This is a genomic window from Engelhardtia mirabilis (genome assembly GCF_007748095.1).
In the GTDB taxonomy this organism is placed as follows: Bacteria; Planctomycetota; UBA1135; order UBA1135.
In genome coordinates, this window is record NZ_CP036287.1 from 3066892 (window position 1) to 3079501 (window position 12610).

Annotated in this window: 7 protein-coding genes; 6 read left to right on the forward strand and 1 reads right to left on the reverse strand. The window is 71.4% G+C overall.

What is annotated here, in order from left to right; all coding sequences use genetic code 11:
* Positions 1 to 114 precede the first annotated feature (114 nt).
* The 6 genes from Pla133_RS11195 to Pla133_RS11220 all read left to right on the forward strand — a co-directional run bounded on the left by Pla133_RS11195 (position 115) and on the right by Pla133_RS11220 (position 9928).
* Entirely contained in the window at positions 115 to 1350 is a 1236-nt protein-coding gene (locus Pla133_RS11195; protein WP_419192374.1) for an ABC transporter ATP-binding protein, read from the forward strand.
* Positions 1347 to 2096 (forward strand): ABC transporter permease, encoded by a 750-nt coding sequence (locus Pla133_RS11200; RefSeq protein ID WP_145065194.1) that lies wholly within the window; start codon positions 1347 to 1349, stop codon positions 2094 to 2096. Before Pla133_RS11195 ends, Pla133_RS11200 begins: the two co-directional genes overlap by 4 nt.
* Positions 2096 to 3676: a GldG family protein gene (locus Pla133_RS11205; RefSeq protein ID WP_145065196.1), complete on the forward strand. Its 1581-nt coding sequence runs from the start codon at positions 2096 to 2098 to the stop codon at positions 3674 to 3676. Before Pla133_RS11200 ends, Pla133_RS11205 begins: the two co-directional genes overlap by 1 nt.
* A gap of 37 nt (positions 3677 to 3713) precedes the next feature.
* Entirely contained in the window at positions 3714 to 5525 is a 1812-nt protein-coding gene (locus Pla133_RS11210; protein WP_145065198.1) for a DUF4340 domain-containing protein, read from the forward strand.
* 129 nt (positions 5526 to 5654) lie between these two features.
* Positions 5655 to 8261, forward strand: a complete 2607-nt coding sequence (locus Pla133_RS11215; protein WP_145065200.1) for a DEAD/DEAH box helicase — start codon at positions 5655 to 5657, stop codon at positions 8259 to 8261.
* Positions 8258 to 9928, forward strand: coding sequence for a ribonuclease H-like domain-containing protein (locus Pla133_RS11220; RefSeq protein WP_419192375.1), 1671 nt, complete (start codon positions 8258 to 8260; stop codon positions 9926 to 9928). Before Pla133_RS11215 ends, Pla133_RS11220 begins: the two co-directional genes overlap by 4 nt.
* A 91-nt stretch (positions 9929 to 10019) precedes the next feature.
* On the opposite strand, the gene Pla133_RS11225 is transcribed toward Pla133_RS11220, so the two are convergent.
* A complete protein-coding gene (locus Pla133_RS11225) occupies positions 10020 to 12572 on the reverse strand; it encodes a carboxypeptidase regulatory-like domain-containing protein (RefSeq protein WP_419192376.1) in 2553 nt (850 codons plus the stop codon).
* Between the last annotated feature and the right edge of the window lie 38 nt (positions 12573 to 12610).

The window sequence follows — 12610 nt, forward strand, 5'->3', positions numbered from 1 at the left end:
GCGATCAGCGTTGAGACCCCGCTCGGCATCCCGGTACCCTCCCCGGCTCCCTTCCCGCCGGCCAACGCTGTGTGGGTCCCTCCGTATCTCCTCCCAGCGCCACTCGAGCCCCCCTTGATCGACGCACGCGACCTGACCAAGACCTTCGGTGCCCACACGGCGGTCGACGACATCTCGTTCCGCCTGGAGCAGGGCGAGGTGGTCGGCTTCCTGGGCCCCAACGGCGCCGGCAAGACGACCACCATGCGGATGCTCACCGGCTACCTCCCGGCGACCCGCGGGACGATCCGGGTGGGGGGCTTCGACGTGCTGCGCGAGTCGATGCAGGTGCGTCGCCGGCTGGGCTACCTGCCCGAGAACGTGCCCCTGTACCGCGAGTATCGGGTCGAGGAGATGTTGCTGTTCCAGGCGCGGCTGCACCGCATGTCGAAGGCCGACGCCAAGCGCCGCTGCGGCGAGGTGCTCGAGCAGGTCGGCCTGACAGACCGCCGCCGCTCGCGCATCGGCGACCTGTCCCGCGGGCTGCGTCAACGGGCGGGCCTGGCCGTGGCGCTGCTGCCGAATCCGGACGTGCTGATCCTCGACGAGCCCACCAGCGGCCTGGACCCGATCCAGCGGCTCGAGGTGCGCGCGCTAATCCGGGACTTGGCAGCCCAGCACACGGTGCTCTTGTCCTCGCACATCCTGGCCGAGGTCGAGGCCGTCTGTCCGCGGGTGATCATCCTGGCCGAGGGTCGCATCGCCGCCGACGGCACGCCCGAGCGCCTGGTCTCCGAGCTGGGCGGAGGGGGCCACGTGCGCTTCGAAGCCGTGGTCGGTGACGCCGCCGTTGCGCGCGAGATCCTGGAGTCCCTGCCCGGCGTGAGTCGAGTGGAAGACGACGGGCGCCTGGGCATCCACCACCAGTTCGACGTCTACGGCTCCGAGGACCTGCGCGAGGACGTGGGGGCCCTGTCGGCGGCCAAGGGCTGGGCCATCCGCGAGTTGTCCTGGCGCCAGCCGACCCTCGAGCAGCTCTTCGCGCGCATCGCCCTGGGCCTCGACAAGGAGGCACAACTGCCGAGCGACCGGCCGGTGGTGACCGCGCCCGCCGCCGACGAGCCGGTCAAGCTGGTCTACAACCTCGATCCCTTCGCCGGCGGCGCCGAGCGTCCACTGGATGCACCCGTGGATGCGGCCGCCGCCAAGAAGCCCGCGGCGCCGACCCTCAACCCCTTCGAGAACTTCGGACAGTCCGCGCCCGCCGCGCCGCCCAAGCCCGCGGGTCCGACCCTCAATCCCTTCGAGAACTTCGGACGACCGGCGCCCTCCGAGGACGACCCCAACCGCGACGTCGGGGGTGAGGGGTGAGCGGCGCCGTCGCGATCTTCCGGCGCGAGTTGTCGGGCCTGTTCTTCCAGCCCCTGGCCTGGGTGCTGTTGTTCCTGGCGCTGCTCTTCAACGGCTACCTGTTCACCTACTACGTGCAGGCCACCGAGGGCGACGTGACCGAGGCGATGCTGCTCTCCCTGGGCCAGGCCCTGCCCTTCTGGGGCGTGCTGTGCGTGCTGGCGCCCCTGATCACCATGCGGATGATCAGCGAGGAATCGCGCAACGGCGTGCTCGAGTTCCTCTTGACCGCGCCCGTGACCGACGCCGCGGTGGTCGCCGGCAAGCTGCTCGCCGCGACGTTCTTCTTCGCCGTGCTGTGGTCTTCGGTGCCGCTCTACGGCCTGGTGATCGACCTGCTCGGGACCTCGCCCGACTGGGGCCAGCTGCTCACGGCCTACGCCGGTAGCGTGCTGCTCTCGGCCTTCTTCTGCGCCCTCGGCCTGTTCGCCAGCACCCTCACCTCGACCCCGGCCCTGGCCGCCTTCCTGGCCTTCCTGCTGAACATCGGCTTCCTCTTGCTGCCGCTGCTCAAGCGCGTGCTCGTCGGCGTGGTCTCCGAGGACCTGCTCGAGGCCGCCGTGGCCAAGGTCGACGTGATGACCCGCTTCCAATCGTCCTTCATGGTCGGCGCCCTCGACACGGGCCACCTGGTGTTCTTCCTGGCCTGGACCGGCGCGCTCCTGTTCGCCACCGTGCGCCTGCTCGAGACGCGGAGGTGGAGCTGATGGTCGCCCGCACCTTCACCCGCTGGACCCGCGCGTCGCTCTCGATCCAGGTCGCCTTCGCGGTGCTGCTGTCGATTGCGGCTGCGGTGCTCGTCATCGGCCTGGCCGAGCAGCCGCGCTTTCGAGCCCGCGTCGACCTGACCGAGAGCGGGCGCAACAGCCTCGACTCCCAGACCGTGGCCCTGCTCGAGTCGCTCGAGGAGGAGGTCCAGGTCGACCTCTTCTTCCGCGCCCAGACCGGCGCCCTCGGCCCGCCCCTGGCCGAGGTGCAGCAGCGCACGCGCGAGCTGCTCTTCGTGGCCGGCGAGGCGGTCCCCGGCTCCCTGGACGTCACCGACCACGACCTCTACTCGCGCGAGGGCCGAGCCGCGGCCGACGAGCGCATGCGCGAACTCGGCGTCTCCGTGATCCAGGTCATGGTGATCTCGATCGGCGAGCGGCGCGCCGTTTTGGGCGTGGACACCGACCTCGCCACCTTCGATCCGGGCGACCCGAACCCGCGTAGCTACCGCGCGCCCTCGGTGGCCTCCTACCGCGGCGAAGAGGCCTTCGACGAGGCCCTGGCGCGGCTCTTGAGCGAGCGCAGCCCGCGCGTGCTCTTCGCCACCGGCCACGGCGAGTACGGCATCGACCCGGTCCCCGCGGCCGAGCGTCAGACCCTGCGCGCGGCCTCGTTGCTGGGCGCCGAGCTACGCGGCGAAGGCTTCGACGTGGGCACCTGGGACCCCCTGCGCGACGGAGGCGTGCCGGCCGACTGCGACGTGCTCGCGATCATCGGACCGGACCAGCCCTATCCCGCCAACCACGCCGACGCGGTGGCGGCGTTCGTGGAGCGCGGTGGCGGCCTGATGGTCGCCGTGGACGACGGCCTGTTCATGCGCGACGACGCCCTCTCGGAGCTGCTCGCGCGCTACGGCATGGGCATCCAGCGCGGCATCGTCAATGCCCCGGTCCGCAATCCCCTCTCGGGCAGCCTCGAGTCCGGCTTCGAGCAGTGCGCCCTGTTGGACGTGTCCGAGGATCGACTGTCGAACGGCCACCCGATCACCGCGCCCCTGCGCGAGCGTGGCCGCCGCCTGCGCCTGTGGCGCTCGCGCAGCTTCGAGCGCTTGCCCGCGCCGGCGGGCGCCGTGCTGTTGGACCTGGTGCAGACGCCCGAGAACGCCTGGCGCGACCTGCCGGACGACTTCGGCCGTTGGAACTTCATCTACGAGCCCAAGCGCGAGGATCGCTCGCCCGCTCACCTGGCCTTGGCAGCGCAGATCAGCGTCGACGGATCCAGCGCGGTCGATGGGGGGCTCGGCGCCGCGGACGACGATGCACGCATCGTCGCCGTGGGGGCTGCCAGCGCCTTCGACGACGAGTTCGTGACGATCAACCTCGACTTCGCGCGCAACGCCTTCAACTGGCTGGTCGACCGCGACCTGCGCATCCGCGTGGCCGAGCGCGACCCATTCGAGGCGCGCATCGACACGCGACGCGGTACGGCCTTCCCGGTCCTCTCGAAGGTGGCCCTGTTCGGATTGCCGGGCCTGTGCCTGGCCCTGGGCTGTTTCGTGGCCTGGCGTCGCCGCCGCTGAGGACCGCCGGTCCCGCTGTCTCCGCTACCAAGAACCGATGCACCTCCGTACGACGCTCGCCCTGCTCCTGGTTGTCCTCGCGCTCGGCGCCCTAGCCTGGTGGGGCGGTGACGGGCAGGAGACGGATCCGATCGCGCAGTTGGATCGCCCCCTGTTCTCGGGGCTCGAGTCCTCGCGCGTCGTGGGCCTGCGCGTGGACTTCACCGATCGCGAGCTGACCCTGGAGCTGGAGCGGGGCCCGTCGGGGAGCTGGTCCCTGATCGCGCCGGTGAGCTTCGCGGCGGACCCCGGGCCGGTGAAGCACCTGCTCGACCTGGTCACCCGCAGCCGAGCGGAGCTGGCGCCCCTGATGACGCCCGACGCGGTCGGACTGGATCCGGGCGTGGTCGAGATCGAGGTGATCGAGTCCCTGGCCGACGGGAGCACGCGCAGTCGATCGATCCAACTGGGCGAGACCGACTTCGACGGCGCCCAAGTCTTTGCCACGATCCGCGCAGGGGGCGCCGACGACGAGCTGGCGGACGCCGTCTACCGCGTGCCCCGCGCCCTGTTGACGGCGGTCGACCTGCCCCTGGTGGAGTGGCGTGAGCGGCGGCTACTCCAGGCCAGTTCGCGCGACGTGATCGTCTTCCGCCGGCGCGGAAGTCTGCCGGAGATGGACGGCTCCTTCGATCCCGCCTTCGCCGGTGAGCTCGACCTGGACTTCGAGTTGGCCGCGAACCAGTTCTACGCCACCGCGCCCTACCGCGCGCGGCTGCATCCCTCGGCGGTCGAGCCCCTGCGTCTGGCCATTGCCGGCGCACGGGCGCGACGCTTCCTGGCCGACGACACCAGCGACCTGCGGCCATTCGGCCTCGAGCCGCCGGCCTTCACGATCGAGGTCGAGCTGCGCGATGGCGTCCGCCAGCGGGTTCTGTTCGGCGTGATGCCCGACCCCGGGGCCGACCCTGCGGACCGGCGTTGGACCGCGTTGGTCGAGGGGCGCCCGGTCGTCTACGAGTTGAACCCGGTGGATGTGCGCATCCTCTCGGCGCCCGTGGACCAGCTCCTGGATTACGACGTGATCAACGTGCTCGCCACCGGGGTCTTCGGGCTCGAGCTACGAGTTGACGGTGCCGAGGTCGGCCTGGAGCGCGACAACCTCGGTTGGACCGTCGCGGACTCCGCGGCGACGGGCGACGAGCCCCGGCGCGCGGACGAGGGCGCGGTGGCCGACCTGTTGGGTGAAGTCCTGAGCGCGGAGGTGGCGGCGTTCCTGACCGAGCCCGAGCAGCGCGAGCAACCCGTCACCGGCCGCGTCTCCGTGCGGCTCGAGGGCGGCGAGGAGATCGGCGCCGACGTGGGGCCGCGCATCGAGTACCGCGGTCTCGAGGGGCGTTTGGTGCGGCGCGACGGCGAAGACCTGTGGGGCCTGGTGACCGTGGACCTGGACGGACTCGCCACGACGGACCAGAGCTCCCTGCTCAGCGCCTACGTGTTTCGGTTGGACGAGCTGAACCAGGCCACGATCGAGCTCGCCGGCGACGAGCGCAGCGCGACCTGGCGCCGCGACCCGCAACAGGGCCTGTGGAGCCGCGCGGGGGCGAGCGGCGAGGATCGCGAGTTCGCACTGCAGGTGGAGAGCATTCTGGCACCGCGGGTGCGCCGCTGGCTCGAGGTGGACTCTGGCGCCGTGATGGAGAGCGCGCTATCGGTCGAGATCGTCGATCGGGCCGGCCGCAGCCAGACCTACGAGCTGGGTCGCATGGCGGTCGGCGGCGAGAGCCTTTCCGTGGTGCGCGCCGGAGTGCGGACCGGTGAGATCGCTCCGCGGTTGACCGAGACTCTGGTCGACCTCCTGGCGCGCTGAGCGGCGGGGGCTGGCCGCTCGGCGGGGCCGAGTCGCCCCGCTGTGGCCCGGATCGAGGGGACCGTTGCCGCCCACGGCTCCGCCGGGCTAGGCTGCGCCCTAACGGAAAGCGAACGCCTCCGTCCCGCCATGAGCCTCGATCAAGACCCCGAGTTCCACCGGCCCCTGGGCGTACCCCGAACCCCCCCCGTGGGCGCGGGCGCCGGTCCCGGCGCGTCCCCCTCGGTCACGCCCCGGCCCGACCGGGGTGGGCCACGGAGGGCGCGGCGCGTGCACGGGGTCGACCGCATCGTCGACGCGCTCAAGGCAGATCCGGAGCTGCGCGATCGCTTCCTGCACTGGCACGAGGCTCCGCCCAGACCGGCTCTCGTGCAGGACCTGCCCGCCAGCTTGGATCCGCGGCTGGTCGCGATGCTGCGCGCCCAGGGCTTCGATGGCCTCTACGCCCACCAGGCGCGCGCGATCGAGTTGGCCCTGGCCGGTGAGGACGTGCTCGTCGCGACGCCGACCGCGTCGGGCAAGACCCTGGCCTACAGCTTGCCGGTCTTGCAGCGCATGCTTGAAACCGGCGGCCGCGCGCGCTCCCTTTGGTTGTTCCCCACCAAGGCCCTGTCCCAGGACCAGTCGGCCGCGCTGAACGCGCGCATCGAAGGCTTGGCCGCGACTTGCGCCAGCGAGGGCGGCGAGCCCTTGGACTGGCACTCGTTCACCTACGACGGCGACACGCCGCCGAGCGTTCGGCGCACCCTGCGCGATCGCGGCAACGTGATCCTGACCAACCCCTGGATGCTGCACCAGGGCATCCTGCCCAACCACGGCAAGTGGTCGGAGCTGTTCCGCGACCTGGCCTTCGTTGTGATCGACGAGGTGCACACGCTCTCGGGCGTGTTCGGCTCGTCCGTGGCCAACGTTCTGCGGCGGCTCGTGCGATTGGCACGCTTCTACGGTTCCGATCCGAAGTTCCTGCTCTCCTCGGCCACGATCCCCGAGCCCGCGGCCCACGCGCGGGCGTTGATCGGACGCGACGTGCAGGTGGTCGACCAGGACGGGTCGCCCGCCGGTCGCCGCATCTTCGGCGTCTACGATCCGCCGCTGGTCAATCCGGTGGCGGGGCTACGAGCCAGCGCGCTCGAAGAGGCTCGCCGCCTGGCGGCCCACGTCTGCGGGCCGAAGCACCAGACGATCTTCTTCTGCAACCGGCGCACGGCGGTCGAGGTCCTGACGCGCTACCTGAAGGAGGGTGCGTCGCGCATGGGCCTCTCGCCGGACGAGGTGCGCGGCTATCGCGGGGGCTACCTGCCCAACCTGCGCCGCGAGATCGAGACGGGCCTGCGCGACGGCAGCGTGAAGGTCGTGGTGACCACCAACGCCCTGGAGCTGGGCGTCGACGTGGGGGCCCTCGACGTGGCCGTGTTGGTGGGCTATCCCGGCAGCCAGGCATCCTTCTGGCAGCGCGCCGGGCGCGTCGGTCGACGGGCCGGGGCCAGCCTGTGCGTGATGATCGCGCGCTCGGACCCGGTGGATCAGTTCCTGGCCCAACACCCCGATTGGCTCTTCGCCGCGCCCAAGGAGCGCCTCGGGGTGGACCCCGACAACCTGGTGCTCTTGTCCGAGCAGCTCAAGTGCGCGGCGTTCGAGCTGCCCTTTAGGGCCCAGGACGACAGCGGCGGCGGCGAACCGACGGTGGGCGACTTCGGCGACAGCCCGCACCTGGTGGACGTGCTCGACTACCTGGCCGAGGAGGCCGGCTTCCTGCACCGGCGCGGCGATGCCTGGTACTGGATGGCCGACGCCTACCCGGCCCAGGACGTCTCCCTGGCCGGCGGCGAGCCCGACAACGTGCTGGTGATCGACCTCGAGACCCAGAAAGCGATCGGTGAGGTCGACCGCGAAGGCTCGATCACCACGGTGCACGAGGGGGCCATCTACCAGGTCGAGGGCGAGACCTGGAAGGTGGAGCGCTTCGACTACGCCGGGCGGCGGGCCTACGTGCGCCAGACCGTCAGCGACTACTACACCGACGCCCAGACCGACACGGAGGTGCGCGTGCTGCGCCTGGAGGAGCGGCGCGCGCGCGTGCTGGAAGGCACCGACACGGAGGACGCGTCGCTGTTCCGCGGCGAGGTGCACGTCACGACCCTGGCCACGCTCTACAAGAAGATCCGCTTCTACACCCTCGAGAACGTGGGCGCCGAGGACATCCACCTGCCGGCCGAGGAGCTGGACACCGAGGCCTTCGTGCTGACGCTCTCGGAGGAGACCGCGGCGACGCTCGAGTTGCACCAGGGCAGTCGCGGGGCCGCGTGGTCAGCGGTGGGGGGCCTGTTGCGGCGTGTGGCGCCCCTGTTCCTGCGTTGCCAACCGGCGGACCTGGGGCTCTCCTCGCAAGTCAAGAGCGGCCACTTCAACCGGCCAGCGCTGTTCCTCTACGACCGCGTCCAGGGCGGCGTGGGCTTGTCGGCGCTGCTCTTCAACCACGCGCGCGAGTTGATCGGCGCGGCCCTCGAAGTGGTCGAACGCTGCGCCTGCCTGAGCGGCTGTCCGGCCTGCGTCGGTCCGACCCAGGAGGCGGGGGTGTTGGGCAAGGAGACCGCGCTGGCGATCCTGCGACACTTGCACGGGGGCGCCGGCTTCGAGCCGGCCGAGATCGGCGAGGACGAGGTCGTGCACGCGCCGGACGACGGCGAGACGTTGGCGAGCGGCGGCGAGAAGGCGGCCGCGGAGAGCTCGGGGTGAGCGGCGGGGACTTCCGCGCGAAGCTCCGCCGGCTGCGGCGCGAGGAGCCGGCGCAAGCCGCGGCGGGGGGCCCCGGGGCCGCCGAGGCGAGCGCGGTCGGAGCGCCCGACCCGGGCACCGGGGGCGAGCCGACCGGCGACCGAGCAACACCTGTCGCGGACCCGGGGCTTGGCGGGGCCCTGGACGGGGCGGAGGGCACGGAGGTCGAACAGGCTGCCGGAGGGACCGCCGAGCGGGCGGAGCTTGTCGTCCGCTCGGACTCCACCGACGAACGAGTCCCTGCGGTTTCGCCCCGGCTGGTGGTGCCCACCGGACCGGCGCCGCGCGGAGAGCTGCCATCCTGGCTCCGCTCCCATCTGGGCCGTGGCGCTCGACCGATCTCGTCGGGTGGATCCATCGATCCACCTGCGGGTCTGGAGCCCGTGCTCGTGGACGGCGTGCCCTCGCGCGCCGTCGCGCGCACCACTCGCTTCGAACCGGATCACCGCCACGGCGCCTGGCGCTTGGAGGCCGTGCACGGGGCCGACTGCGCGTGCCTGTCCTTCGTTGCGCGGGATCCGGCGGTGGCCGAGTTCGACAGCTCGCGGGCCGTCTTCCTCGACATCGAGACCACCGGCCTGTCCGGCGGCGCGGGGACCTACCCGTACCTGGTGGCCCTGGGGTCGTTCGCCGAGGACGGGCGCTTCGAGCTGTGGCAAGGCTTCCTGCGCGAGCCGGACGAGGAGCGCGACCTGCTGCGGGAGGTAGCCCGGCGCGTGGCCTCGGCGGGCCAACTCGTGACCTTCTTCGGCAAGTCCTTCGACCGCCACCGGCTCGAGGACAAGATGCGCCTGCACGGGGTGGCGGCGCCCTTCGAGTCCGTGTTGCACCTGGACCTCTACCACCCTTGCCGACGCCTGTACCGCGAGGGCTTCGTCGACGGTCGTCTGCAGACCATGGAGCGCGGTCTGTGCGGCTTCGAGCGCGTCGACGACCTGCCCGGCTCGATGGCCCCCGCGGCCTGGTTCGACTTCATCGGGGGCCGGCCGCACCAGTTGGAGCGGGTCTTCGACCACAACCGCGACGACGTGTTGTCGCTCGTGACCCTGACCGCGCACCTGGGCCGGACCGTGCTCGAGCGCGACGCCGACGGCGGTGAACTCGAGGGCTGCTCCCTGGCCCGCGCGAGGGGGATGGGCAAGCTGGCCGGCGCCGCCGGTGAACGCGCGGCTGAGTTGCAGTGGGTCGAGCGCGCCCTCGAGCGGCTCGAGCACACGCGCGGCGACCGCGATCATGCGCGGCGGGAGCACCTGCTCTGGCGCGCCGCGACCATCGAGCGTCTAGGGGACCGCGCGCGAGCCTTGGAGCTCCTGGTCGAGCTGGCCCAGGAACGACTGGACGCGAACGCCGCCCACGCCTGGGCGCGGGCCTCGAAGCTGCTCGAGCACCACGCCCGCGACTTCGACGGCGCCGTGGAGGCCTGCGATCGGGCCTCGAGCTTGGCGGCGAGGACGCTGCTTGGTCGTGAACGGCGAATGCTCGAAGCCGAAGTGAGCAAGCGTCGCGCCCGCCTGGAGCAGCGGCAGGCCGATCCTCGTGCGAACAGCACTCGCGCGGATGGACCTGGCCCGGATAGCCGTCGAACCGACGAACCTCGGCCAGCCGATTCGGAACCCGCGCCGAACTGACGCGGCGGTCCCTCGTTCCGACAGCGGACTCGATCAAGTCGAGTAGCGCTCAGCAGCTCGCCCCCGTGCGCCGCGGCGCGAACCCACCGGGCTACTCGTACTGCAAGCTGGCTTCGGTCGTCGTGCCTGCCACGACCTCGAAGGTCGTCGAGAGACGAGTGGGCTCCCTGCTCAGCCGTGCGGTGTAGGTCCCCGGGGCGATCGGACCCAGGTTGATCGACCAATCGCCTTCGAGGGTGCGATCGTCAGCTCGCGGGGTCAGCCAAGTGAAGAAGCTCCGAGGTGCGTCCGTGTCCGACGAACGGATCGCGAGCGGGGCCGGCTCGCCTTCCGCCAGCGTCGATTCCGCGGGAACGTGGACCGTCAGTGCGCCCGTCTCGAAGTCGAGCTCCTCGTCGAGCGCTCCACGTACCTCGAACTCGCGCGAGACTCCGACCGACAACCCGCGGCCGTTGCGCAGGTCGAAGCGCAGTCGCGAGCCGTCTTTGACCCAAGCCACGCAGCGGCCGTTCGCATCGGTCTTGCCGAGCTCGTCGGCGGCACTCTCGCCCTCGATCTGCTGCAACCTCCACACCCCGAATCCGGCCGCCGGCTCGCCATCCACACGCACGGCCAGGCGGGCTTCGACCGTGGCGCCGGCCGTCAGGTCGACGAGTAGCTCGCGTCGCTCTTGCGGTCCCAGGTCCACGCGCTCGCGGTAATTCTCGTCGAGGACGCCAGGCGCGGCGTGCACCCACAAGTGGTAGCGACCCGGGCGCAGCCCGGTGAACTCGAAGCGGCCCGCCGGGTCCGTCTCGGTGAAGGGCTCGTCATCGGGGTAGTTCTCGCTCCCCAGGCCGACCCGCAGACCCTCGGCGGAGTGTCCCGTCGCCACCACGATCGTTCCGCCCAGGGCGGCGCCCGGGGAGCTGGGTACGTCACCGAGATCGAGCACGTCGCCCCGCGAGATTTCGAGCAACTCGACCCAGGTGGTGGGGGCGCCGGGCCCCCGCAGCTCGAGCTCCCAGGTGCCTGCCGCGAGCCCTTCGACCTCGAAGGTCCCGTCCGCGCTGCCGCGCAGGCTGCGCTCGCTGCCTTGGACGTCCCCGAGATCGCGCCGGGTGTCCGCTTCGAAGATGTCGTAGCGATCCTCGGGTGCACCGGGGACCTTCGGGATGCGGTCAGCGCGCACCGAGACCATCGGGTGGGGAACCGGCCGACCTTCGTGCACGAAACGTCCGCGAATCCCGCTCTGCCGCTCGAGTTGCACGACCAAGTGGCCCGCGGCATCGGCTCGATCGAAGGTTCCCCGCTGGAGCACGAAGCCTGGAGCGAAGACGGTGAAGTCGTCGACCTCCGGATCGGCCTGGACCTGGGCCGATCCGCCTGGATGGGGGACCACGGCCGCGGGCGTCCCGAAGACGCTCGAGTGAATCGTCCCTCCGCTTGTGGTGCGGACCTGGATCACCCTCAGCCCGAATTCTTCGACTGCCTGCCCCTCCGCGTCCTGCACCGAGATGCGGAAGCTCGGCTTGTCGGCAACGACGAGCTCGACCTCGCGAGCGCCGGGCGGGAACTCCTGCCAACGGCCGTCCCACATCGGCGGGGTCTGGTCCGGTCTACCGGCAGTCAGGCCGTACCGGCGGTCGACGAGCAGCGACACCTCGAAATGCCCCTGGTCGTCGGCTTCAGCGCTGATCGAGTACCCGCCCCGTTCGGGCACGCCCCAGACCTGGGCCGCGGCGATCGGCCTGCCCGAGGCGTCGACGACCCGCCCGGCGATCGTCGGCGCGATCTCGAGCACGATGGTCGGTTGCTCACAAGTTCTTCCCGGTTGCACCTCGACGGACTCGAACTCACGGGTGAGGAAGCCCTCGCAATCCGCGCTCAAGACATGGGATCCGCCGGGCAGGTGCTCGAGGACGAAGGAGCCATCCGGGCCGGAGCGAACCCGTTGCCCTCGGCCGGGCCCAGCCACACCGATCCGCGCTGCCTCGACCGGCGCGCCGTCGGGCCCCACGACGAGGCCGTGCAACAAGCCGCACTCGGCCAACTCGATCCGACCCAGGTCGTTCTCGCCCGCCTGCAGCGGGGGCTCGTTGCGCCCCCCCGCGCGCCCGAAGTCCCGTCGTAACTGCGCGCGCATGGGCGGCGATGCGGCCGTGAGGGCGACCCAACTGGACGTCGGGAGGATCGTCCCGAGGGCAAAGCGACCCTCGGCGTCCGTCTCCGCCACCAGGGGCTGGTCCGGGTCGAACCCGGCCGGCGGCGTGAGGTGCCAGGGCTCGCCCACGGACTCCAGGCGCAACTCGATCCCCTCCAGGCCTTGACCGAACTCATCGATGAGCTGGCCGCGCAGGCTGAACCGCGGGAGGTCGTCCGGGGTCGCGGCGACCCCATCGTCCTCGCCCGAGAAGGACTGGTCTCCCACGACGACCGTCCGCTCGACCAGAGCACCGACCGGCGCCTCCAACTCGACGGACGGCGCGGAGGGAGCCGAGAGCCTCGCCGGCCCCACCCCCGGCTGCTCGGGAGCCGCCGTTTCACGCTCCGCGGCCGAGCTCCCCAGGTTCGAGATGACGGCGACCACCAGCACGGCGAGGATCGCCAGAACCACAAGCAAGGCTGGCCGGATCGAGCCGGCGCGGGAATCGTCGGTGGACATGGGATCGATCATGCCTCGGTCGTGGATCCTCCAGATCC

What these genes read in the sequence shown, in the direction of transcription:
- Pla133_RS11210 (WP_145065198.1), top strand. Translation starts at nt 3,714, where the DNA reads ATGCACCTCCGTACGACGCTCGCCCTGCTCCTGGTTGTCCTCGCGCTC.
- Pla133_RS11215 (WP_145065200.1), top strand. Translation starts at nt 5,655, where the DNA reads ATGAGCCTCGATCAAGACCCCGAGTTCCACCGGCCCCTGGGCGTACCC.
- Pla133_RS11225 (WP_419192376.1), bottom strand. Translation starts at nt 12,572, where the DNA reads ATGTCCACCGACGATTCCCGCGCCGGCTCGATCCGGCCAGCCTTGCTT.
- Pla133_RS11205 (WP_145065196.1), top strand. Translation starts at nt 2,096, where the DNA reads ATGGTCGCCCGCACCTTCACCCGCTGGACCCGCGCGTCGCTCTCGATC.